General features: G+C 70.3%; 21 protein-coding genes. 10 read left to right on the top strand and 11 right to left on the bottom strand.

The annotated features are described in order from the left end of the window. Positions 1–5: 5 nt before the first annotated feature. The 3 genes from SALPAC4_RS0122080 to SALPAC4_RS0122090 form a co-directional block, all read right to left on the bottom strand. Positions 6–977, bottom strand: a complete 972-nt coding sequence (locus SALPAC4_RS0122080) for a hypothetical protein (protein ID WP_027644980.1) — start codon at positions 975–977, stop codon at positions 6–8. Positions 978–1,163: 186 nt separating this feature from the next. Further along, on the bottom strand, positions 1,164–2,336 hold the full coding sequence (locus SALPAC4_RS0122085) for an MFS transporter (RefSeq protein WP_019872210.1): 1,173 nt from the start codon (positions 2,334–2,336) through the stop codon (positions 1,164–1,166). 151 nt (positions 2,337–2,487) lie between these two features. After that, positions 2,488–2,991: a MarR family winged helix-turn-helix transcriptional regulator gene (locus SALPAC4_RS0122090; protein WP_019872211.1), complete on the bottom strand. Its 504-nt coding sequence runs from the start codon at positions 2,989–2,991 to the stop codon at positions 2,488–2,490. 31 nt (positions 2,992–3,022) lie between these two features. On the opposite strand from SALPAC4_RS0122090, the gene SALPAC4_RS0122095 reads away from it, so the two are divergent. After that, positions 3,023–4,108 (top strand): bifunctional NAD(P)H-dependent oxidoreductase/GNAT family N-acetyltransferase, encoded by a 1,086-nt coding sequence (locus SALPAC4_RS0122095; RefSeq protein WP_033665027.1) that lies wholly within the window; start codon positions 3,023–3,025, stop codon positions 4,106–4,108. Between the two features lie 91 nt (positions 4,109–4,199). On the opposite strand, the gene SALPAC4_RS0122100 is transcribed toward SALPAC4_RS0122095, so the two are convergent. Further along, on the bottom strand, positions 4,200–4,523 hold the full coding sequence (locus tag SALPAC4_RS0122100) for a GYD domain-containing protein (RefSeq protein ID WP_018745920.1): 324 nt from the start codon (positions 4,521–4,523) through the stop codon (positions 4,200–4,202). Positions 4,524–4,694: 171 nt separating this feature from the next. Between SALPAC4_RS0122100 and SALPAC4_RS0122105 the strand changes: the two genes are divergently transcribed. Further along, positions 4,695–5,294: a TetR/AcrR family transcriptional regulator gene (locus SALPAC4_RS0122105; protein WP_019872213.1), complete on the top strand. Its 600-nt coding sequence runs from the start codon at positions 4,695–4,697 to the stop codon at positions 5,292–5,294. Here SALPAC4_RS0122105 and SALPAC4_RS0122110 read toward each other — a convergent pair. Genes SALPAC4_RS0122110 through SALPAC4_RS0122125 form a run of 4 tightly spaced genes read right to left on the bottom strand, consistent with a single transcriptional unit; the run spans position 5,258 to position 8,980 of the window. Further along, positions 5,258–6,556: a glycosyltransferase 87 family protein gene (locus SALPAC4_RS0122110; RefSeq protein WP_019872214.1), complete on the bottom strand. Its 1,299-nt coding sequence runs from the start codon at positions 6,554–6,556 to the stop codon at positions 5,258–5,260. The two genes, SALPAC4_RS0122105 and SALPAC4_RS0122110, sit on opposite strands and share 37 nt — an antisense overlap. Beyond that, the gene (locus tag SALPAC4_RS0122115; protein WP_019872215.1) at positions 6,553–7,251 is read right to left on the bottom strand and encodes a class I SAM-dependent methyltransferase; all 699 of its coding nucleotides are present in this window, start codon (positions 7,249–7,251) and stop codon (positions 6,553–6,555) included. Before SALPAC4_RS0122115 ends, SALPAC4_RS0122110 begins: the two co-directional genes overlap by 4 nt. Beyond that, entirely contained in the window at positions 7,251–7,970 is a 720-nt protein-coding gene (locus SALPAC4_RS0122120; RefSeq protein WP_019872216.1) for a polysaccharide deacetylase family protein, read from the bottom strand. Before SALPAC4_RS0122120 ends, SALPAC4_RS0122115 begins: the two co-directional genes overlap by 1 nt. Further along, positions 7,967–8,980, bottom strand: coding sequence for a glycosyltransferase family 2 protein (locus SALPAC4_RS0122125; protein ID WP_019872217.1), 1,014 nt, complete (start codon positions 8,978–8,980; stop codon positions 7,967–7,969). Before SALPAC4_RS0122125 ends, SALPAC4_RS0122120 begins: the two co-directional genes overlap by 4 nt. 346 nt (positions 8,981–9,326) lie before the next feature. Between SALPAC4_RS0122125 and SALPAC4_RS0122130 the strand changes: the two genes are divergently transcribed. From SALPAC4_RS0122130 to SALPAC4_RS0122165, 7 genes are read left to right on the top strand one after another with little or no spacing between them, the layout of a single operon-like run. Next, positions 9,327–10,643 (top strand): aspartate aminotransferase family protein, encoded by a 1,317-nt coding sequence (locus tag SALPAC4_RS0122130; RefSeq protein WP_080640979.1) that lies wholly within the window; start codon positions 9,327–9,329, stop codon positions 10,641–10,643. After that, positions 10,637–11,680 carry an NAD-dependent epimerase/dehydratase family protein gene (locus tag SALPAC4_RS0122135; RefSeq protein ID WP_019872219.1) on the top strand — a complete coding sequence of 348 codons (1,044 nt, stop codon included), beginning with the start codon at positions 10,637–10,639 and terminating at the stop codon, positions 11,678–11,680. Before SALPAC4_RS0122130 ends, SALPAC4_RS0122135 begins: the two co-directional genes overlap by 7 nt. Before the next feature lie 15 nt (positions 11,681–11,695). Continuing rightward, entirely contained in the window at positions 11,696–12,697 is a 1,002-nt protein-coding gene (locus SALPAC4_RS0122140) for a UbiA prenyltransferase family protein (protein WP_019872220.1), read from the top strand. A gap of 14 nt (positions 12,698–12,711) precedes the next feature. Beyond that, positions 12,712–13,722 carry a glycosyltransferase family 2 protein gene (locus SALPAC4_RS0122145; RefSeq protein WP_019872221.1) on the top strand — a complete coding sequence of 337 codons (1,011 nt, stop codon included), beginning with the start codon at positions 12,712–12,714 and terminating at the stop codon, positions 13,720–13,722. Next, entirely contained in the window at positions 13,719–14,741 is a 1,023-nt protein-coding gene (locus tag SALPAC4_RS25570; protein ID WP_019872222.1) for a glycosyltransferase family A protein, read from the top strand. Before SALPAC4_RS0122145 ends, SALPAC4_RS25570 begins: the two co-directional genes overlap by 4 nt. Continuing rightward, positions 14,738–15,997, top strand: coding sequence for an endonuclease/exonuclease/phosphatase family protein (locus SALPAC4_RS0122160; protein WP_019872223.1), 1,260 nt, complete (start codon positions 14,738–14,740; stop codon positions 15,995–15,997). The genes SALPAC4_RS25570 and SALPAC4_RS0122160 overlap by 4 nt, the downstream gene beginning before the upstream one ends. A 17-nt stretch (positions 15,998–16,014) precedes the next feature. Further along, the gene (locus SALPAC4_RS0122165; RefSeq protein ID WP_019872224.1) at positions 16,015–18,198 is read left to right on the top strand and encodes a glycosyltransferase; all 2,184 of its coding nucleotides are present in this window, start codon (positions 16,015–16,017) and stop codon (positions 18,196–18,198) included. 348 nt (positions 18,199–18,546) lie between these two features. On the opposite strand, the gene SALPAC4_RS0122170 is transcribed toward SALPAC4_RS0122165, so the two are convergent. Then, complete coding sequence (locus tag SALPAC4_RS0122170; RefSeq protein ID WP_019872225.1) at positions 18,547–18,957, bottom strand: hypothetical protein; 411 nt, start codon at positions 18,955–18,957, stop codon at positions 18,547–18,549. 293 nt (positions 18,958–19,250) lie between these two features. Then, complete coding sequence (locus SALPAC4_RS0122175; RefSeq protein WP_027644987.1) at positions 19,251–21,134, bottom strand: AfsR/SARP family transcriptional regulator; 1,884 nt, start codon at positions 21,132–21,134, stop codon at positions 19,251–19,253. Between the two features lie 849 nt (positions 21,135–21,983). Between SALPAC4_RS0122175 and SALPAC4_RS0122180 the strand changes: the two genes are divergently transcribed. Continuing rightward, positions 21,984–22,550 carry a hypothetical protein gene (locus tag SALPAC4_RS0122180; RefSeq protein WP_027644988.1) on the top strand — a complete coding sequence of 189 codons (567 nt, stop codon included), beginning with the start codon at positions 21,984–21,986 and terminating at the stop codon, positions 22,548–22,550. 26 nt (positions 22,551–22,576) lie between these two features. Here SALPAC4_RS0122180 and SALPAC4_RS0122185 read toward each other — a convergent pair whose 3' ends face one another. Beyond that, positions 22,577–23,356: an endonuclease/exonuclease/phosphatase family protein gene (locus SALPAC4_RS0122185; RefSeq protein WP_019872228.1), complete on the bottom strand. Its 780-nt coding sequence runs from the start codon at positions 23,354–23,356 to the stop codon at positions 22,577–22,579. Positions 23,357–23,461 lie beyond the last annotated feature (105 nt).

A 23,461-nucleotide genomic window follows, 5' to 3' on the forward strand; every position in this document is an offset into this window, starting at 1 on the left:
GGTTCTCAGGATGGGGTGGGCAACGGTCGGAGGCGCGCCCGCAGGAGCGCCGCGGTCACCGCCGCGAGGGTGACCGCAGCGACCGCGGCGAGCGCGGTCAGGGTCGCCAGGTCGGGGTGCAGGACTGACTGGCCCCGGCTGGCCTGCCAACTGCACACCACGAACACCCCGGTAACGCCGACGGCGGCGGCGCCGACGAGGTCGGCGCGGGTGCGCTCGTCGCGCAGCCGGGGCCGCCGGGCCGAGAGGGTGGCCAGGGCCCCGGTGAGCAGCAGCAGCCCCTGGATGGCGTGCATTCCCACGAAGTGCGGAACCCGTAGGTCCCCACCGGTCGTGCTCCACCGGGTGACCGGCATTCCGTTTCCGTCGGGGTCGCCGATGCCGTGCGCGCCGATCAGGGACACCTGGTGGCCGTTGGCGTCGGCCACCACCCGCGACGTCTGCCCCGAGCCACTCAGCCACAGGGCCACCACCATGCTGGCGAGCGCCAGGCCCAGCCCGACGCGCAGCGCCCGGGTCAGCGCGCGGTCACCGACGCGCTGGACCAGCAGCAGGATCGCCACGAAGAAGGTGGTCAGCAGCAGCGGCATGATGCCAACGGAGAACAACGCCTGTACGGTGCGGGCCACCGGGTCGGTGTTGTCGTTGAAGTGACTGAAGGTGCCGTTGGCGGCGGCGTAGGCGACGGCCGCCACATCCAGCACCCCGGCGAACGCGAAGACCGTGCCGAGCCACCAGCCGATGCGGCGGCCCCGGCGGAGCTTGCCGAGCAGCCACGCCAACACGAGGGCGTGCACGCCCATGGCAAACCCGAACTTCAACGGCTTCAGCCAGACCGGTTCGCCGACGAGGTGCCGGTCGTCAAACAGCAGGCCACCGACGGAAAGCAGGGCAACGGTGAACATGAAGGCCGCGTTCGCGAGCAGCGGCCGGTGCCACTCGGTCTGCACACGGTGCGGTGCGGTGATCGTACTCATGCCTCGCTCCGTCCACCCGGCGCGCACCCAGCCCGATGCCGGATGCGCTTTTTGAGCGTCCTCGAACGCGAAGCGCAGCACCATCCCGCAGGCCACCGGCCGGGCCGGGGGTTAACCCCCCCTTCCGCGGGCCCGGTCCAGGCGTGGTCATCGCGGCTGGTGTGATCGGGGTCGGCGGGTGAGGTGTCAGCGACGGCGGGTACGGGTCAACACGCGGACCAGGATGAGCATCGCGGTGGCCTGCGCCGCGGCGACCGCGGCGAAGAGCCCGGCCCGAGAAGAGTCGTACAGGGCGCCGGCGGCGACACCGCCGGCGAGCGCACCGGCGGCCTGGACGGCGGCGAAGACGCCGTACGCGGTGGCCCGGTGGGTCCGGGGCACAAGGTCGGCCACGAAGGCCTTCACGGTGGAATCCTGCACCCCCAGCGCGGCGCCCCACACCAGGACCCCGCCGGCGGCCACCGCCAGGCCGGAGGTGAACGCCAACGGGGGCACCACGGCTACCAGAACGGGCAGGGCCAGTAGGACCCGGGCGCCGATGCGGTCGTAGACCGCACCGGTGGCGAGCGCGGCAACGGCCGCCGCCGCCATCGCCGCCGCGTACAGCAGCGGCACCCCCGCCGCCGGCACCAGACCGGTCTGTGCCAGGTGGAACCCGATCAACCCGAAGGTCATCAGCCCCGCGGTGCACAGGGCGCAGGCCACCGCGAACCAGCCGAAGGACGCCGGCAGCGAGGCACGCCCGGCTGGGTTATCGCGCTCGTCCCGGTTGGAGACGGCAACGTCATGCGGGTGCGCGCGGCCGGCTCTGCGGCGCAGGAGTACGAGCAGGACCATCGCCAGCGCCCCCGGCACCGCCAGCCCGGCCAGCCCCGGCCACAGAAGCCCGCCGGCGGCGGTGGTGAGTGCTGCCAACAGCAGCGGGCCGGCGAATGCCCCGACCTGGTCCAGGGCCTTGTGGACGCCCATTCCACGGCCCATTCCCACCGCGCCGGCGGCGTCCGCCAGCAGCACCGACTTGGCCGGGGAGCGCACGGCCTTACCCAGCCGTTCAACCACGATCAACACCGCGGCCGTCATCAGCCCCGCGGCACCCAACCGCGGGGTCACTGCCAACAGCGGCACACACACCGCCGTCAGCGCGTAACCGGCGGTCGTCAACGTCCAGTAGCGGCGGGTCCGATCGGCCAGCGGCCCCGACACCAGCCGCAGCGCCAGCGCGGCCGCCTCACCAGCACCGGTGATCAAACCGACGATCAGTGCGGACGCACCCAACGATGCCAGTAGCGGCCCGTACACCGACCGGGCGCCCTCGTACACCATGTCGGCGGCGAGGCTCACCACCCCGAAGCCGATCACCGTCCGCCACGGCGACCATCCCAGCGCCCGTCGATCGTCGGGTTCTTCCGGAGCGCACGGCGCCGGCGTGGAGTCAGCAGTTAGCACAGCCTAACCTAATCGGAGCTCGGGCTATGCGGTCAAACCGAGACCCACGGACGCCTGGATGGAGTTACCGACCGAATGTCACGTCGCCGGGCCGGTCTTCGCTGCCTTGGGGCTCTTCCAGCCTGCCAGCGACCTGTTCGATGGCGATGAGGTCTGCGGGGGTGAGTCGGTCGATGAAGTGACGTCGTACCGATTCGACGTGGGCCGGTGCGGCGTCTTCGAGCGCCGTCAGCCCCTGTGCGGTGAGCACCAGGAAGCAGCCCCGGCCGTCATTCGGGTCGGGTGTGCGTTTTAGGAGACCGCGCGCCGCCATCCGGGTGGCGTGCCGGGATAGCCGGCTGCGTGACCAGCCCATCTTGTCGGCCTGCTCCCCCAGGGTGCTGGTGTGGCCGGGTCGTTCCGACAGGGTGCTCAGTACTTCGTAGTCAGGTTCGGAGAGCCCGATCGCGGCCAGGTCGCGCGCCGTGCCGGCTTGGACGGCGACCGTGATGCGCAGGAACGCCCGCCAGGCGCGTTCCTGGTCCGGGTTCAGCCAGCGTGGGGTTCCGGTCGGCGGTTTAGTTGACATGTAATCAAGCTAGCATCTACACTTCGTTTCCATGTCAACTAAACCGGTTCGCGTTCTTCTGCTGATCTGCAGCACCCGCCCCGGAGCTCTCGGTCCCCAGGTGGGCCAGTGGCTGGCCGAAGCGATCTCCCCACGCGCCGCGGAGCTCGGCGTGGAGCTGATGCCGGTGGCCCTCGGCGATTTGAACCTGCCGTTTCTTGACGAGGAGGCACACCCGTCGTCGGGCAGCTACCAGCATGAGCACACACGGCGCTGGAGCTCGATCGTTGACCGGGCGGATGGGTTCATCGCGATTACCCCGGAGTACAACTACGGGATGCCGGCGACCCTGAAAAACGCGCTGGACTATCTCCGCAGCGAATGGGCGTGGAAGCCGATCGGTTTTGTCAGCTACGGCAACACGTCGGCGGGCACCCGATCGGTTCAGCACGCCAAGCAGGTGGTGACCACGCTGCGTCTGGTGCCGTTGGGTGCCACGGTCGCGATCCGTCTCACTGACGCAACGACGGATGGACGACTACTACCCGATGCGGCTCGCGACCGAGCAGGCCTCGGTCTACTGGACGAACTGGTCCGGGTCGCAAACGCCCTGCGGCCACTGCGTGAACACGCACGGGTCGACAGCCGACCCGGACCGCTGCCAGGGTCCTACGTCAGACGGCTGAGCGACGACGACGAACCTGAGGTGACGGTACTGCAGCGATGCTGCTGGGTGGACGAGGCCCTCGCCAACGAGACCATGGACGTACCCGCCTTACACGAGTCGCCGGAACAGGTACGCGAATGGCTCGCGGCGTGGCACACCACAGGTCTGTGGCGGGACGGCCGCCTCCTGGGGATGGTGCGCGCCCGCCGCCTCGATACCGACTGGCACGTAGGTCGGCTCGCCGTCGTGCCCGACCTACGTGGCCAAGGGCTGGGCCGGTGGCTGCTGCGCACCGCCGAGGCCGACGCCGCCTCCGACTGCGAGCGCATCCTCCTGGCGACCGGAGCCAAGAGCCTGCGGAACCTCGAGCTCTATCACAGCGAGGGATACCACTCGGATTCGCTCGCCAGCCCAGACGGAACCACCTTCCTCAGCAAGGACGTGACTCACCCGCGCGCACGCCGCGCCTGAATTCAGGGCGGCTCCCGCGCTGGTCAACCAGGTAGTTGCCAGCACCACCTTCGCCAGCGGAGCCGGGCGAGGCAGGGTGTGCTGGCCGGCCTCACCCCGCCCGGCCGGGCGCCTGGTAGGTGACCGGAAGCTTCACCGCCTCGTCCAGCTCCTCCGGAGTCAACAGCGGCACCATGATCGTCTCCCCACCGCCGGCCGCGCGGACGGCGATGCTGAGCGCGGCCGCGACCACGTTGTCCCGCAGATCGCACAAGACGTACACGTCGTGCTCACCGAACGAGAAGTACAGCGACTCCACCTGTCCGCCGGAGTTCTCGATGAGCGCCCGGACCACCTCGGCCCGCCGCGTCCCTCCCTCCTTGCCCAGTCCGCTGACACCCTGGGTGGTGTAGGTCGCTATCGCCAGGAACTTCACTACGCTGGCACCACCTTTCACCGTCGCTGGTGCTCCCGCTGCCTCCGCCCTGTACCCGCAATCCATCCCGCCACGCCTCGCCGATTCGCGGCGGTACCGAGCAGGGGCCGGGCGGCCCGAGCGTGGGAGTCAATAGGTGTGCACCACATCCGTGTTGTTACCGTGGTGAACATGTATGTACCCGAGGATCGCACCGCAAAGGCGATCATTCGGGATGTCGCCCTGGAGCTGTTCGGCGAGCAGTGGCCGGCGGCGGCATCACTCAAGCAGGTGGCGGAGCAGGCGCAGGTCTCCCAGTCGCTGATCATCAAACACTACGGGTCCCGTGACGGTCTGGTCGCCGCAGTGGACACACACGTGCTGGGCCTGTTGGGCAACGCGTTGGAGGCGCTCGCCGACGGCGACGGAGCCGGTCGGCCCCACCGCTTTCTCGCCTCGGCCGACGCGCTCCGGGCACCGGCCACCACCCGCTACCTCGCGCACCTGCTCATCGGCGACTCCGCACGCTCGGTCGAGGCGTACCGCAGGGTGCAGGAGTTCACCGACTCGCTGGTGCGCCGGATGACCGAGGCCGGTGCGATCGCCGAGCAGACAGACCGGGCGCAGCTCTCGGTCGTGCTCCTGGCCCACGAGCTGTCGATCATTCTGTTGCGGGATCGCATCGCTGACGTGCTCGGCGTGGACCCGGTGGGCCGCGACGGCCTTCGCCGCTGGTGGGACACGATCGACCAGCTCTACTCGGGTACGGCGATCCGGAAGCCGTCCGGCTGACCGGGGCGCGACGCCGCCCCCGTTGCGCGGTGTGCGGCGCTTCGCCGGAGCAGCCAAGCGGCGAGCAGGACCAGCCCGGCGAGCGCGATCAACACGTACAGGTTGCTGTACACCAGGCCGAGGCCGGTGAAGTGCAGGTCCCAGCCGCCCGGCGCGGCCAGCACCCAGCTAGTACTGGCCACCAGCGCGAGCCAGACCGCGCCGAGCGCGGTGATGCCGAGACGGTGACCGTGCCGGCGGCAGCGGTCGGCGAGCAGCACCAGCGCGGGCACCCACCAGACCCAGTGGTGGTGCCAGGAGACCGGGGAGACCAGCAGCCCGGTGCCGGCGCACGCCAGCACCGCGATCAGGTGGTCTGCGGTACGAGCGCACCAGACGGCGAGGGCCGTACCGGCCGCGGCGACCAACGCCGCGGTCACCGCCCACACCCAGGCCAGGTCGGGGGTGTCGGCGATGCGGGCGAGAGCGCCGGCCAGCGACTGGTTCAGGATCGTGCGGGGATCACCGGTGACCCGGGCTGTGTCGAGCAGGCCGCCGCCGAAGAACCAGGCCGAGTCTGTTGGTCGCCAGGCGAACCCGATGCCGATGGTGGCCAGGAAGACGGCCGTGGCCGTGACTGCCGCCCGAATCCGGCCGGTGAGCAGCAGCAAGCCCACGAAGATCAGCGGGGTGAGTTTGAGCCCGGCCGCCAACCCGATGCCGACCCCGCACCACCGGCTGGCGCGGCCGGGTACCAGGTCGTGGAGCACCATCCACATGAGGAAGAGGCCGACCTGTCCGGCCTGCAGATGACCGGTTACGGGGAAGAGCGGCAGCACGGCGAGCACCGCGAACAGCGTCGCAAGCGGCCGGCGGTCAGGCTTGACGCCGGTGGCGTTCAGGATCAGCCCGACGACCGCCACCAGCGCGGCCGCCGACGCGGCCGTCCAGAGCCCGACGGCCACCTCGGCGGGGACGGCGGTCAGCGGTCGCAGCAGCAGGGCGGCGAACGGCGGATAGGTGAATCCCAACTCGATGCCGTCCGCGCCCCGGTAGGAGACCTGGTACAGGTTGCCGTCCCCGGCGGCCGCCGCGGCGGCGCCGGTGCGGTAGGCGGCCAGGTCCCCCCAGAACCGGCCGGTACCGCGGTGCACCAGCGCCGCCGCCACGGCCAGTAGGGCGACGATCCCCACCAGCGTCGCCCTCGACGCCGCCGCCGCCACCGGCGGGGTGGCTGGCGGCGTCCGGGACAGCTCGGAACCGGCGGTCGACGCGTTGGTCACCGCCGCTCCCCCGCCGTGCTCGTCCCGGTGGCATTCCCTGCCGTGCTCGACCTGGCGGCCTCGCCTGCCTGCCGACCCGCCGGTGCTGGGCCGAGCACGAACGTGCCCCCGGCCGGCACACCGTCGCGGAGCTGGATCTTCTCCTCGTGCACGGTCAGCCCGCAGCCCCGGATCCGGTCGGCCAGGGCGGCGTGCACGCCGCCGCTGTCGTACAACCAGACAATCAGGACACCGCCGGGGGTGAGCGCGCGGGCCATCCGGTGGAGCAGCTCGATGGCCTGGTCGGCTGGGAAGTAGTAGAGCACCTCCCGCAGCAGGATCACGTCGTACGCCTCGGCGGCCCGGTAGGTGAGTACGTCGGCGACCTGGAAGGAGCTACGTGGGCGGCGCAGCGAACGGGCGCGACGCAGGGCGGTCCGGCTGATGTCAACGCCGTGGTAGTGCCGGTAGCCGGTGGGCGGCAGCACAAGATTCACCGTGGATCCGCAGCCGAGGTCGAGGATCCGGGGTCGCGGCACCCACCGGTGGATGAGCTGCCCGATGGTGTGGTCGCCGGCCCGGTCCAGGTAGTTCCACCGGCCCAGGGCGTACTGCGTCTCCCAGAGCAACGCGTTGAGCCGAGGGTACGGGCGGATCAGTACCGCCAACGGCCAGTGCAGTACACGGGCGACGGCCCGCACCACGGCGCCGCCCATCAGCTTCGCCCCGCGTAACTCGGATGGCCCGGACCGGATGCGGGCGGCACCGGGACGAAGCGTAACCCGCGTCGCTGCAGCCGGGGGATCACCGCCGCCAGCGCGACCACGGTCTGCCAGCGGTCGCCGCCGCCGTCGTGGCAGAGCAGGACATGGCCGGAGCGGCTACGCGTCAACGTACGGGTGATGTGCGCTACGCCCGGCTGCTTCCAGTCACTAGAGTTGACCGTCCAGTCCACGGGGGTGAGCCCAGCCCGCGCCACCGTGTCGAGGACCCGGGGCGACCATCCGCCGCTGGGCGCCCGGAACAGCCGCGGTGCCTGCCCGACGGCGTCGGTGATCTGCTGCTGGGCCCGCTGCACCTCGTCGCGCAGCCGCGCGGTGGGCAGCGCGGCGAAGGGCATCGGGTGATGCATCGAGTGGTTGCCGATCTCATGTCCGGCCTCGGCGATCCGCCGGGCCAGCCGGGGGTGCTGCGCCACCCGTGCGCCGATGAGGAAGAAGGTCGCCGGCACGGCGTACGCCTCCAGCAGGTCCAGCAGGGCCGGGGTCCAGCGGGGGTCGGGCCCGTCGTCCACGGTCAGGGCCACCGCGCCGGGCGCGACCCGGAACATCGGCCACCGCCGGCGGGCCTTCGCGCTGGTCGGCCAGAACCGGTGGTAGGTCCGCACACCGAGGAAGGCCGCTTCCCAGGCCCGACCCGGCAGCGCCGGGGTCACGAGTCGACCCGCGCTGCGGCAGGACGGGACGGGCCGAAGTCCCGATCGGTCAGGAACCGCACCCCACCCACCGCCGCCCCGGCGATGATCGCCAGCTGCACCAGCAGGTGAGTGGCGAGGAAGAAGGCGAGAAACGCCGGGCCGCGTCGGCGTAGCACGAACCGTGCCAGCCCCGGGTCGGCCACGGCGAAGCCGAGCAGCGCGGCGGCGGGCAGGGCGAACAGGGCGGGCGCGAAGAGGCCCGCCGGAAGGGTGCCGACGGCCAGCGCCGCCGCCAGTATGCCGGCGCTGCGGTTGGCCCGCAGCCCCGCCGGGCCGCGTTCCCGGACGGCCACCGGCACGAGCAGCTGGGAGCGGCCGAACTGTTTGCGCAGCATCGGCCACAGTCGACTGTCATCGTCGTGCCGACAGGTCACCTCGGCGCTGAGCCAGATGCCGTGGCGGTCGGCCATCCGGTCGCTGAGTTCCACGTCCTCGGAGGCACGCAGATTCTCGTCGAAGACACCGACGTCGTCGAAGACCGTCCGGCGTACGGCGCAGAGCGCGAAGATGGCGGTACGGACCCGACCGGTGTTGCGGATGCGCCAGTAGTGGGCGTGCAGCAGGCGGTACGCCTCCACCGGCCCGTCGTCGAACAGCGGCTCGGTCAGGTAGATGCCGTGGACGCAGTCCACATCGGGGGTCTCGGTGAGTACCCGCAGCGCGTTGGCGAGCGCGTCGGGGGCAGGCGCGCAGTCGGCGTCCACGAAGAACACCACCTCACCCCGGCTTGCCCGGATGCCCTGGTTGCGGGCAGCGGCTGGACCCCGGTTGACCGGGTTGGGCAGCAGCACAACGGCCGGGAACTCCCGGGCGATCCACTGCGTCCGATCGGTGCTGGCATCGTCGACGACGATCACCTCGTGCGGCGGGTGGGACTGCGCGAAGACCGCGGACAGGCAGGCGCGCAGGGTCCGTTCGCTGTTGTAGGCGGGAATGACGACCGAGACGTTCGCAGGCACGAACACCACCTATGTCGAATGGCCGGGCGCCCGCCGGAACTCGTACGCGAACGCGGTGACGTTTCGTGCACGGTAACGACGTGGCGAGGTTCGTACAAGCGCCCCAACGAGGTGTACAGCCGACCTGTGGTGCGGTTCCAGTCGTCGTCCAGTCGCAGTTCAGTGCCGGTCGAAATAATGTCCGGGGGCCGTCGGGTCTGGTCGGTTGTCGAGGTGACCCCAGGCCCGCGCCAGAACTGAAAGAAGAGGGGGGTGTATGACGAGGTTACTCAGCGTCGAGGAGTGCGAGCGTCTTTCGGTGAAAGACGTGCACAGTCTGTACCGACGCTTTGTCAACCGAAGTCAGGTCGGCCTGATGACGTCGTTCGGATTTGGCCGGGAGCTGGTGGACCACGCCGAGGGCGCGTACCTGTATCTGCGTGACGGCCGACGGGTGCTCGACCTCACCGGCGGAGTGGGCGTGCTCAACCACGGCCACAACCACCCGCGCCTGCTGGCGACGCGTCGCCAGTTCGCGCAGCGGCGTCGGATGGAGGTACACAAGACCTACTTCTCCCCGTACGTGGCGGCGTTGGCGCACAACCTGGCCCAGGTGCTGCCGGGCGACCTGAACATGTCCTTCCTGCCGAACTCCGGGGCGGAGGCCGTCGAGGGTGCGGTGAAGTTGGCCTACAAATACCACGGCGGCCGGCGCAACACGATCCTGCGCGCCGATATCAGCTTCCACGGCAAACTGCTCGGCTCCGGCAGCCTGACTGGCGCCGCGCAGAATCATTTCGCGTTTCCGGGGATTCCCGGCGTGGTCTCGTACACCTATGACGACCTGGAGTCGGTGCGCGCCGCCGTCGCGGCGCACCCCGATGATGTGTACGCCATTCTCGTCGAGCCGTTCAGCGCCTCCACCATGCGTTCGTGTTCCGCGGAGTTCCTGCACGGGCTGCGCACCTTGTGCACCGAGCAGGACATTGTGCTGGTGTTCGACGAGATCTATACCGGCTGGGGCAAGACCGGCAGCATGTTTTACTTCATGCGCCACGCGGGGCTGCTACCGGACGTGGTGACCACGTCAAAGTCATTCGGCGGCGGAAAGTCGTCGATCTCTGCCTATGTGGCCCGGGAGCCGGTGTTCCGGCAGGCCTACGACAACCCGGTCGACGCCCTCATGCACTCGACGTCAACCACCTACTACGGTTTCGGCGAGGAGTGCGCCACCGCCATCGAGGCGATCGCCATCGCCGTTGAGGACGACTATCCGGCCCGGGCGCGACGCATCGAGCAACTCCTCGGTCCGGGCCTGCGGCGGATCGCCAAACAGCACCCCGAGGCGGTGGCCGAGGTCACCGGTGCGGGGGCACTGTGGGGGGTCTTCCTCGACGGCGGACCGAAGGTGCTGGACCTGGCCGCGAGGATCGCGCCCGCCGGTCTGGCCCGAGATCCGCGACTACGCACCAAACTGATCACCGCGTCGGTGATCAATGCGCTCTACCGGGAGCACGACATCTACACGTACTACACCCTCAACGGCGCCAGTCCGCTGGTGGTCGGACCGCCGCTGGTCGCCACCGACGACGACATCGAACACTTTCTCAACGCCCTCGACGCGGTCCTTGACCAGGGGCTCAACCGCCTCCTGAGCCGGTTTGTCGCGCAGAAGCTCGGCTCGCTGTGGTGATCGCGGTGACCGGCGCCGCCGGGATGCTCGGCTCGACCGTGGTGCAGCGGCTGACCGGCGCCGGATCCGCGGTAACCGGCGTGGACCTACGGGCAGCCCCCGACGGCCCCCACACACCGGGCTACCGGCACCTGGTCGGGGACATCCGCGACCCGGCGGTGCTGCGGGCCGCCTTCGACGACGCCGAAGCGGTCGTGCACTGCGCCGCCGCGCTCCCCAGCTACCCGCCGGAGCAGATCCGGGCCATCGTCGTTGACGGCAGCCGGGCCGTGCTGGACGCCGCCCGGGAAGCCCGGGTGCCCCGGTTGGTCTACATCTCCTCCACCGCCGTGTACGGGCTGCCCACCCAGGTGCCGACACCGGAGCAGCACCCGTACGCTCCGGTCGACGCGTACAGCACCGCCAAAGCCGACGCGGAGCAACTCGCGGTGGGCTACCGCGAGCATGGCCTGATCCTGCCGGTACTGCGGCCGAAGACCTTCCTGGGCCCCGGCCGGATGGGACTGTTCGCGATGTTGTTCCAGTGGGCACACGAGGGGCGTAACTTCCCGGTGCTCGGCGACGGCGGAGTGCGCATCCAGATGCTGCACGTCGCGGACCTGGTAGACGCCGTCGAAACGGTGCTACGGGTGCCCGCCGAGGCCGCCAACGACACGTACAACATCGCGGCGGCGACGTTCGGCACCCTCCGCGAGGACTTCCAGGCGGTGCTCGACGCTGCCGGACACGGCAAACGGGTGATCGGTCTGCCGGCCCGTCCCGCTCGGGCCGCGCTCGGGCTGCTCGAACGCAGTGGCCTCTCGCCGGTCTACGGGCGGCTGCTGCACAAGCTCATGGCCGACTCCTACGTGGACACCGACCGGGCTCGGCGGCGCCTCGGCTTCCACCCGCGACACAGCAACCAAGACGCGGTGCTGGAGACCTTCCGGTGGTGGCGGGACCAGCAAGCCACCACCACCGCCACGACGGCCAGCGGACCGACCAGCCGTGACCCGTGGCGGCAGGGAGTACTCGCCGCCGCCCGGGTCTTCTTCTAACGCAGGAGGTCAGCCATGACCGCGGTCGAGGTGACGGCGGAATCGATGCCGGGCGGGGCCCCCGACCCCGCCGCCGGCAGGCGCGATCCGACGCAGCCGGCGACCACGGCCGAGCGACTCGACCTACGCCTGGTCCGTTCCGCCGGCGACCTGGTCCTGCTGGCCCGGCCCCGCCAATGGGCCAAGACGGTGCTGGCCGTACCGCTGGCTCTGCTCGACACTCCGGCCTGGACGCTCGGCGGGCTCGCCCGCACCGGCTGGGCGGTGCTGCTGTTCACCCTCGCCTCGTCGCTGGTGTACGTCGTCAACGACATCACCGACCGCGACCTGGACCGGAGGCACCCGACGAAACGGGCCCGGCCGGTGGCCGACGGCCGGATCTCGGTGACCACCGCCGCCGGTTTCGCCGGCGTCCTCGCCGGACTGCTGGCCCTGGCGTTCGCCGTCGGCCCCGCGCTGCCCGGGTGGCCGCTGGCCGTCTACCTGGTGCTGAACGTGGCCTACAGCCGCTGGCTCAAGCACATCCCGCTGGTGGACATCAGCGTGGTGGCGACCGGCTTCGGGCTGCGGGTGGTGCTCGGCTATGCCGCAACCGGCGCGACCGTGTCGGTCTGGCTGCTCACCGCCGTCTTCACCGCCTGTCTGGTGCTGATCCTCGGCAAGCGACGCGGGGAACTCGCCGCCCAGGGCACCGGGTACCGACCCGCGCTACGCGGCTACACCCTGAACCTGGCCGATCACCTGATCAGCGTCAACGCCACCCTCACGGTCGCGGCGTTCCTGATGTACCTGCACACCGACGCCCCGATCGGCGCGCACCGCGAGGCCATCGTGCTCGCCGCCGTTCCCCTGACCCTCCTGGCCATCTCCCGCTACCTGCAGGCCGTCCTGGTACACCACGGCGGCGGAGATCCGGTCCGCACCCTGCTGCGGGACCGGTTGATCGTCGGCTCCGCCGCCCTGCTGGCGGCGGCCGTCGGCGCCGGTCTGCTCGCCACCTCCCCGCCAACCTCCTGAAAGCGGTCCGCCTTATGCCCGAACCCCTGGTCTCGGTCGTCGTGCCGAACTACAACTACGCCCGCGCGATCGGGCTGTGCCTGTCCGCGCTGCGGGCCCAGACCCACCGGAACCTGGAGATCATCGTTGTGGACGACTGCAGCACCGACGACTCGGTCGCCGTGGCGCGCTCGTTCGGCGTGCGGGTCGTGCGCACGCCGGCCAACGGCGGCCCGTCGGTGGCCCGCAACCTGGGCGCGGCACACGCCCAGGGTGAGATCCTTTTCTTCGTCGACTCCGATGTCGCGGCCAAACCCGATGCGGTGGCGAACGCGGTGGCGCTGCTGACCGAACGACCGCAGATCGGAGCGGTGTGCGGCAACTACGACCCGCAACCGTTGATCCGCGACAGCCTGCTGGAGGAGTACCGCTGCCTGCAACAGTCCTACTGGCTGATCGCCGACGAGGGACGCATCTACACCCTGTACACCGCGCTACTGGCCATGCGCGCCGACGTGTTCGCCGAGATCGGGCCCTTCGACCCCCGGCTGCGCGAGACCGAGAACGCCGACTACGGCCTGCGGCTGGCCCGCGCGTACGAGATCTGGCTGACCCCGGCCGTCCGCGGCGTCCACGACCACGACCACGACCTGCGCGTCCTGGTCCGCAAGGTCTTCACCCGCACCATGCTGCACATGCCGATGTTCGCGCGCGCATCCCGCTTCCCCGGTGGACTACGCAGCGGTCCGCGCGCCTGGAGCAGCGTCGCCGCCCTGGTCGTGCTCCTGACCGCGGCGACGCCGGTGCTGCTCGGCGCGGTCTGGGCGGTGCTTCCCGCGCTCGGGTTCGCCGGCTACCTGCGCCTCGACTGGCCGATGTACCGGTTCGTCGCCGGCCGCCGCAGCCCCCTGTTCGTCGCCTACTTCGTCGCCATGCACTTCCTGCTCAACCTGGTGATCGCCGTCGCGGCCGGCGTCGGTGTGTTCGGCCTGCTGACCTCGAGGACATTCCGGCGGCTGTACGACAAGCCCGCGGAGGCGCTGTGAACCCCACCCCGCTGGTCTCGGTCATCGTGCCGAGCTACAACTACGCCGCCTCGCTCGACGTCTGCCTGCGGGCCGTGCTCGACCAGACGTACCCGGCCATCGAGGTGCTCGTCGTGGACGACCACAGCACCGACGACTCGGCCGCCGTGGCCCGTTCCCTCGGCGTACGCGTGATCACCCTGCCGGACAACGGTGGCTGCGGTCGGGCCCGCAACGTCGGAGTCGCCAACAGCGCCGGCGAGATCCTGTTCTTCGTTGACGCGGACGTGGCGATGGCCCCCGACGCGGTCGCCGAGGCCGTCGCCGTGCTCACCGCCGAGCCGCAGGTCGGGGCGGTGTGCGGGATCGAGGACCCGGAGCCGCTGCTGCACGACACGGCGGTCGCGCGCTACCGGGGGTTGCAGTATCACCACTGGTCGGCCAGTGGGGAGGGGGAGGTCACCTTCCTCTTCCCGGCCATGTGCGCGATCCGACGGTCCGTCTACGACCAGGTCGGCCCCTTCAACCCGGCGCTGAAACAGACCGAGGAGGTGGACTACGGCTACCGGCTGTCCCGCCGGCACCGCCTGCTGCTCACCTCCCGGGTACGCGGCCGCCACGACCACGACCACGAACTGCTGCCGCTGCTGCGCAAACTGTTCCACCGGGCCCGGTTGCGGATTCCGCTGTACGCCCGGGCCCGGCGGTTCGCCACCGGGTTCGAGACGGCCGCGCGGGCGTGGGGGTCGCTGCTGGCGGCGGCCGCCCTGCCCGCGCTGCTGCTCGCCGTGCTGGTCGGGCCGGGGTGGCTGCTCGCCCCCGCCGCCCTGTTCGGCGCCTCGATCACCGTCGACCGCGCGATGTACGCGCTGGTGCTAAGGCGGCGGGGGGTACGTTTCTTGCTGTACTTCGTGGCCGTGCACTTCCTGGTCAATGTCACCATCACCACCGGAGTGGGCGTCGGGGTCCTGCAGTGGCTGACCTCCCGCCCGTTCCGCCAGTTGTACGACAGCACCTTTCCGGCCGAGGCCCCGGCGTGACGGCACCGCCCCGCGCGTCCGCCGCGGCGGCTTCCGCCGTGTCGGTCGCGGCGGAGGCCGCGACTATTCCCGCCGTGCCGGCCGCGGCGGAGGCCGCGACTATTCCCGCCGTGTCGGTCGCAGCTTCCGCCGCGGCAGTGGCCGACGATGAGCCGGTGCGGGTGGGGCAGGTCGGGTCAACGGTCGCTGGTGCGCCCACCGATCGGTGGTGGCGGCGCTGGCCGTGCCGGGTCCTGCTCGCGGCCGCGGCGCTGTGGCTGGGCTTCACCACCGCGCACCTGTTGCTCAGCGGCCGGCTCTGGTGGTGGCGGTTGGCGGATCTGTTACCGCCGATCGTCTTTCTCGCGACCCCGGTGCTGCTCGCGGTGGTCGCGGCCGGTAGCCGGCGGGCCCGCCGGCCGGTGGCGTTGCTGTCGCTCGCGGCCCTGCTGCTCGGCGCCGGTCTGACCGGATTGAACCTGCCGGGCCCGCTGCGGCCGGCGCCGCCGGTGCCGGCGGACGCGCTGCGGGTGGTGTCCTGGAACACCGAGTACTGGCATCCGGCGGACCGGGCCACCGAGTTCTACGACCTGCTGCGCGCCCAGCGCGCGGACGTGTACCTGTTGCAGGAGTACCTCGACGAGGTTGACGGGGAGGTGGTCCGCGCCGACGAACTCGACCAGGTTCGCCAGCAGCTGCCCGAATACCACATCGCGGTGGTGGGTGAACTGCTCACCCTCTCCCGGTACCCGATTGTGGCCGCCACGCCGCTGTCCGCCACCGGCCTGCCGCCCGCGCCGACCGACTTCACCGACTTCTGGAACCACCAGGTGCTGCGCACCGACCTGCTGGTTGACGGCCAGGTGGTTTCCGCCTACAACGCGCACCTGCCGGTTCCGCTCTGGGCCGGCGGTCCGAGCCTGTTCAGCGCCGCCTTCCACGAGGCGATCCGGACCCAGCACGAACGCCGGGTGCCACAGTTTGGGGCGTTAGCCGCCGACGTGGCGGACAACCCCCACCCGATCCTGGTCGCCGGGGACCTAAACACCTCGCCGGCGATGGGCGACACCCACCGGTTCCCCCCGCAGCTGCGCGATGCCGGCTACGCCAGCCGCTCCGCGTACCCCGTCTCCTGGTCAGCCGGGGGCCCGAGCCTGCTGCTGTGGCGGCTGGACTGGGCGCTGGTCTCCGACGACATCGAGGTGCACCGCTACGAGTTCCGGGATCCCGATGGCCACTCCGACCATCGGCTCCAGTTCCTGACGATCTCGGCCTGAACCCGGGGAGGAGTGCCATGACCTCGACGACCGGCGTGGCCCGGACGGCGCCCGGAGTCGGCAGCATCCGCGACGGATCCGAGCCGCCCGCACCGACGGTGTCGGTGATCGTGCCCAACTACAACAAGGCCGCCAGCCTTGCCGACTGCCTGCGCTCCATTGAGGAGCAGACCCGCCCGCCCGTCGAGATCATCGTGGTGGATGACGCGAGCACCGACCGGTCCCGGCAGATCGCGGCCGAATTCGGCTGCCAGCTGATCGCGCTGCCCACCAACCGGGGCGTCTCGGCCGCTCGCAACGTCGGTGCCGCCGCGGCCAGCGGCGACGTGCTGTTCTTTCTCGACTCCGACATCGCCCTCGCGTCAGAGGCGATCGCCACCGCGGTGCGGACCCTGCGCACGCATTCAGACTGCGCCGTCGTCCAGGGCATCTACGATGCCCAGCCGCTGCACGACGGCGGCCCGGTGGAGGTCTACAAGACTCTGTTCGAGCACTACTGGCGCCGACGTGGCGCCGGGGTGACCGATGCCACGTTGTTCGCGTTGACGGCCATTCCGCGACCGGTGTTCGAGGAGGTCGGCGGCTTCGACGAGACGCTGCGCGACGCCGAGGACATCGAGTTCGGCACCCGGCTGCCGGCCCGCTACGAGATCCGGATGAGCGCGGACGTACTCGGCCGGCACGACGACGTGGACCGGTTCTGGCCGTACCTGTCCGAACACGTCCGCCGCGCCGTGGGCTACGGTCGGCTGCTCGCCACCACGCTGGCCGGGCACCGTCGTGCGGCCACCGGCACCGCGGGCACCCGACCGGACGGGGGTCGGGCCGGGAAGACGGTGGACCGGGCTGCCGTCGCCGCTATGCTCTGTTGCGCCGGGGTGCCACTGGCCCTGCCGCTCGTGGCGGTCGCCGTCGAACTGATCGCCGTTCCCCTGCTGCTGGCGGCCGGGTTCGCCGTGGTCGACCGGGGCCTGCTCGGCTTCGTCCGGCGCCGCAAGGGGCACCTGTTCCTGGCGTACTTCGTCGGTATGCACATGCTCATGCACGCCACCCAGCTCGTCGGGATGGCCGTCGGCGCCGCTGTCGCCACCGTGGACTTCCGCCGCCGACGCGGTGCCACGGCAGGCCGGCCGCCCCCGGACCGTTCGGAACCGTCCGCGAGCGCCGACGCGGACCGGCTGCGGTGGGGTGGGCGCACGAACCGGCCGGCGACCACCGGGGCGAGGTGGCGGCGGCTACTGCACCGGGCCGTGACCGTGCTGTTCGTGGCGCTGTTGACCGTTGGTCTGGTCACCGTGCTGCGCGGGCAGGACTGGCGCCCCGTCCGGGAGCTGGCAGCGAGCCTGGACCTGGCCACGGTCTATCTCGCATTCGGCGCGGCCTTCACCATCAACTGCGTCGGCCTGGTATTCGGGGTGCTCTCCTGGCGGGCGCTCTTTGCTGACCTCGGGGCCCGAGTGGACCCGTGGACCGCCTCCCGGATCTTCTTCGTCGGGTTCCTGGTGAAGTTCGTACCCGGCCGCTTCGTCGCCCTGCCGGTGCTCCTTCGCCTGGGCAGGGCCGTTGACGTGGGGCCGGTCCGGCTCGCCTCGGTGTTCATGGTGAGCTGGGGCATCGTGGCGTTGACCGGGGTGACCGTCGGACTCGGCGCCGGGCCGGCGGTGGCCGGCACGCAGGCGTGGTGGCTGCTCGGGCTGGCAGCGTTGCCGGTGCTCGCGCTGCTGATCCGGCCGGACCTGCTCAACCTGGGCATCCGTACCGCCGCGCGGGTCCTCCGCCGGCCCGCCCCGACGTTCGCCGCGTCCCGGTCGGGGCTGCGGCGGGCCATCGTCACCCAGTCCCTGTCCTGGATCATCTCCGGGCACCATCTCTGGCTGCTCGCCGTGGTCGCGGGTGCGCCACCAGGACGCGCCTACCTGCTCTGCGTGGCCGGGTTCGCTCTGGCCACCGTGGCCGGTCTGGTGGTGATGGTGGCCCCGGACGGGATCGGAGTCCGGGAGGGGGTGCTCGCCCTGGCGCTGGCGACCGTCCTGCCGCTGCCCCTGGCCGGCACGGTGGTGTTGGCCAGCCGAATCGTCTCGGTGCTCAGCGACGTCGTCGTCGGAGCGGGCGGGCTACTGCTCGCCGAATACCTACACCGACGTCGAAGCCGACCGGCCGGGGGACGGACGCCGGACTCGTTGCCCGCTGACCACGTTTGACGGGTGTTCTCAGCGGTGCCCTCCCCCGCAGGTGCACTGAGACAAACCCAGCGTAGGAAGTCGTTCATTTACCCCGACAATCTTCCAGTTATCGGGCTCGTGCAACTCCTCGACTCACTGCTGGCCGTTGCGGTGGCCGTTCCGGATTCGCCGCCAGTAGCGATGACGGCGCCGTCTCGCCATCATCTGACCATTGGGAATAGTGGCATCAGCGCAGCAGAGTCGGTGACCCACCGGCCCTCGGCTGACCAGGGCCGGTGGGTCACTTCAGGCGCGGACACTCAGGTTAGCGTGGGCTGACATGCCGGCCGAGCCTGAAGACAGCTCTCCCCTAACCCGAATAGGGAATTAGAAATTAGTGTCGCCGGGGCACTGAATGAACGAACCGTTATCGTTCAGCAGATCATCCCGAATCCAACCACCCACTTTGGTCTCGACGTTGACGACGTAAGTCCAGGTGTATTCACCTTCAATTTCCAAGGTGTAACAATGGTAGTCGAGAGCCTGGCCCGGATACGAGAGGCCAGCCTTTTGGCAGACGGTACTGGAGCCGACACGCATGTTAGCCGCTTCGGTCGTTTCGTGGCCACCGGAGGTGTCGAGGTCAGCCGGCGCCGCCCTTCCGCAGCTCCAGTGCATCAGGCCGGCGTCCGTTGGCTTTTCCTTCGCAAGGGTTACCTGCGGCTTCTCCGTCTGCGCCGCCTGCGCCGGAACGGCCGCCACGAAGAGGCCCGCCGCAATGCCGGCTACTGCGAGCACCCGCCCGATCTGACGATTTGCACGTCGAGACACAGATATACCTCCCAAATCACCCAACACGTGGCTAGTCACGCGAAGTAGCCACAACCTAGCACAGTGGATAGCAAAGCCGCGACTCCTTACTAACTACATCGAATGCGGTCATCTGTTGATGCCACACCGCACCACCGCGAAAGTCCCGCCTCGATCCGATCCGGCCACGAGGGGCGCGTCCGGCACAAACAGCAGGTCACAAGTGGACTCAGATTGGGCCCGCCGGTTACGGCGGTCGATCAATCAGCCGGACAGACCGATCATGGCCGGCCGGTGTGCGCGTGCTCGGTCTCCACCAGGTGGCCGGCGTAGGCCCGCAGGAGCGCATGCATGCCGTAGCGGCAACCCGGGCCGCGCTGCACGAGGTGGGCGCGGGCCAGCAGGTCCAGCAGTCGCCACGCCTCCGCGACGGTGGTGCCGAGGATTCCGGCCGCGGCTTGCGGCTCCACGTCCGGGTCGCAGTGCCGGCCGAGTAGCCGGAACGCGCGGGCGGCATCCGCCGGCAGCCGCCGGTAGGACCAGGAAAGCACTGCGCGTACGCCGGTGCGGCGGTCGCCACCGGCGTCGAGCAGGTCCAGCCGGTGGCGTTGGTCGGCCAGTTCCTGGACCAGTTGGGCCAGCGGTACGCCCGGCCGGCTGTCAGTCATCTCGGCCGCCAGTCGCAGCGCCAACGGCAGCCGGGCGCACTGGGTGGCCAGCGCCGCCGTCGCGCCCGGCTCGTCGGTGAGCCGCGGGTCGGTCAACCGCCGGATCAGTACCACGGCGTCGTCCTGCGGCAGCAGGTCCAACTCGATGCGTCGGGCACCGTGCCGCGCCACCAGGGCGGCGAGTGAGTCTCGGCTGGTCACCAGGACGAAGCAGGACGGCGAGCCCGGTAGCAGCGGACGGATCTGCTCGGCGGAGACGGCGTTGTCGAGTAGCACGAGCATCCGCCGGCCGTCCATGCGGCTGCGGTACGCCGCGGCCCGCTCCTCCGTACTGGGTGGAAGGTCGGTACCGGTGACACCGAGCCCGCGGAGGAACCCGGCGAGGGCCTGCCGGGCCGTCACCGGCGGGTCCGCGTCGTGCCCCCGCAGATCCACATAGAGCTGGCCATCGGGGAACCAGTCGCGTACCCGGTGGGCCCAGCGTACGGCCAGGGCAGTCTTGCCTACCCCGGCTGTACCGGAGACGGTGACGAGCGCGGGCCCAGCCGCACCGGCGGAGGTCGGCCCTGGCCGTGCGGGCCGTTCGGCGAGGAGTCGGTCCAGGTGATGTAGTTCGGCGCCGCGCCCGGTGAAGTCGGGAATGTCGGCGGGTAGCTGGGCTGGCACCACGAAGATGTCGCCGGTGGCTTCCGTGGACGCTGCCGGGACGGTTGCGGGGCCGGGCTCGGCTGGTGCCGCCGGTGGCGCCTCGTCGTGCAGCAGCGCGGTGTGCGCAGTGGCCAGCTGTGGTCCCGGCCCCACCCCGAGTTCTTCGGTCAGCAACCGCCGCACCTGGTGATACCGGCTGAAGGCGCGGGAGCGCCGTCCAGCAGCGTGGTAGGCCCGGATCAGGCGGGCTTGGGCTGACTCGTCCAGGGGCTGGGCCGCGGCTGCCTCCTCCAACACGGGCAGTGCCTCCCCCGCCCGGCCAGCGGCGATCATCATGTCGCCGTAGCGGTCGAGCGCGGTCTGCCGCTCCGCGGCTAGGGCGACCACCTTGGGGTGGGCGTTCAGCGCTGGGATGTCGGCCAACGGCGAACCGTTCCACAGCGCAAGCGCTTGCCCAAGCAGGTCGGCCGCACCGTTGATCTCGCCCCGGTGGGCGAGGCCGGTCGCCGAGGTGACCTGGTGTCGAAACCGCGCTACGTCGACCGCGCTGGCCGGCACGTGCAGGGCGTAGCCATCACCGACCTGGCGCAGAATCTTGCTCGGCGCCCGTCGCCGCCGGTCCGGCTCGAGGATGGAGCGCAGGTGCTTGACGTGCGTCTGGATCACATTTCGGGCGGTGGGCGGCGGTAGCCGGTCGGGCCACACCGCCGCCAGGATCTCGGCGTGTGACACCGGTTGTCCAGAGACGATCGTCAGCAGTCCCAGCATGGCCCGTTGGGCGGCGGGACCGAGATTCAGGGGTTCGTGGTCGCGCCAGGCAGAGATCGGGCCGAGGATCTGAATTCGCACAGTCGCCACCCTCGCCAGTTGTGCCGGCGTCGCCGCCCGCAACGGTTAACTGTATTTAGTGTTCGCCGTAGTTCACGCTAATCAATGTCGGTGAACACTGCAACGGGCAAGAACGTTGCACCAGCGAATGACATGGCATCCATTGCAGTACTTCCGGGCGACTAGTGGTGTTTTTCCGATACGACCCAGTGGGCATGCTAACCCCGATCTGCCGCACCACTTAACCTCGCCGAAACATTGGATCGAAAAGATACGTTCATTGCTCAATAAGTGGGAAACTGCTCTTTACCGCCAGGGCGGAGACCCTCCCAGTGCGGGGTGTGGGAGCGCTACACCTCGACAAACATTGATCTTCCTTGCCAGGAAGAAGCGGCGGCTACTTGGGCGGGGCGATGAAGCCAGTCGGGCAATGAAGCGCGTCGAACGGTTGACCCGACCGACCTCAGCCAGCGTTCATTCACGTCGATTCGGGGATCCCCCATCCATCGATTGTCGTGGAGGCAAGTAGTCGGTTTTGGCGGTCGGATTGTCTACGACTTGGCGCCTCGCGTCGTAATTCGCCGCGCCAAATACGGCCCCTCGAATGCAAGCTAGATCGACGGAGTCGGAAGCCACCCCGGAGCATAATGGTCGGTTGAGATCGGCCCTGCGGTCCACTCCGGCAGCTGCCAGATTCGCGGGCCGCCGTTCGCATTCACGCGCCAGCCATCGGGTTGTGGAGGCCCACTATGAAACCCAATCAATCGACAGGGACGAAGCTGTGCAGGTCGTGGGCGCACTCGACAAGTGTCCAGATGTTTACTAAGGTGAACGAACATGCACCAGCTTGGGTGAAGGATGGAGATGCCCATGACAGCTCCCACGCCCCTGCCGCGACGCGCCACCTTGCGGCTCAACGACCTGCTCATCGCCCCCGGTGCCACTCGAGTGGAGGTGTGGCTCAGCTACCTCACCGCGGTCGTCGGCGCCGGCGTCGCCGCGGCCATCGGCGCCGCAGCGGGCTACCCGCCCCCGATCGTGGTGGTGCTGGCGGTCCTCGGATTCGACCTTTTCGGCGGGGCCGTGGTCAACGCCACCGCGTCGGTGTCGCGCCGGTTCCACACCGGCGCGACCGCCGCTCGCCGACAGGTGCTCTTCGTGGCGGCCCACGTCCATCTGCCCGCCCTGGCGCTGATCCTGCCCGCGTACCCGTGGTCGACCGCGATCACGCTCTACATTGGCACCCTCGCCGCCGCCGTGTTGGTCGCCGCCGCCGCTCCGACAGCCAAACGCCCGTTGGCGTTCGCCGCCGCGGCCGGGCTACTGGTCGCGGCGGTCACGCTCCTGCCCGCCCCACCAGCACTCGCCTGGCTGGCGCCGCTGCTGATCCTGAAGCTGGTTCTCGGGCACCTGCTGCCCGGTCCCCGGGCGACGTGAGCCCACCTTCGAGGCAGCGCCGCCGGTCAGCCGAGGTCAACCACGAGGGGCCGGTGATCGGAGATCACCGACAGTGGGGTTCGCACAGCCGTCACCGGTGGGAGTCGATGGTGGCCCTGCCGGTCGGCGAGGACGTGGTCGAGTTGGATGCGGGGTTGCCCAGCCGGATAGGTGGGTCGACGGCCAAGAGGCCGCCATCCGGTCAGGAGTCGGGCCGCCCCGGCGGGCAGGTTGAGGTCGCCGAGCAGGATCCGGGGTGCGGGCAGGGCCCGCAACGCACGGACGGTCTGGCATAGCTGGCGCGCGTTCCAACCGGGGACGAACGACAGGTGGGTGGCGGCGACCGTCCAGGGACCGTGCGGGGTGCGTAGGACCGCCGCGAGCACGACGCGGGGTTCGTCCCGGAGCAGCACGAGGCCACCGCGGGATCCGGGTACGTAGATCGGTGCGCGGACCGGGGCCGGTTCCAGCCGGATGACCTGCCAGGAAGTGACTGGGTGGCGGCTGACCAAGCCGACGCCGTAGCGGGGTTCGTCCTGGCCATCGTCATCGTGGGTCAAGGGGCGGACCTTTCCGCCGGGCTCACCGACGACGGCGGCGGCGAAGCGGTGTTCGTCGGCGGCGAGGGCCTGGGCGGCGAGGGCGGTCTGGTCCAGGTTGCCGCTGCGGCCCTGACCCAGGTCGACCTCTTGGAGGGCGAGAACATCGGCATCAAGAGCGGCGACGGCAGCTGTGAGGCGGTGCGACTCGACCAGCCCGTCGGTGAGCGACCGCCCGTGCAGCAGGTTGAAGGTGGCCAGGCGCACCAGGTCAGCGTAGGCCGTGGCATGGTGATCCGGTGGTGAAGGTGTTCGTGTGCTCTGTGCTGGTGTTCGTGGCGATCGGGTCACTGGGCCTGTTGCTGCGGCAGC

It is taken from the genome of Salinispora oceanensis (assembly GCF_000383575.1).
Classification (GTDB): domain Bacteria; phylum Actinomycetota; class Actinomycetes; order Mycobacteriales; family Micromonosporaceae; genus Micromonospora; species Micromonospora oceanensis.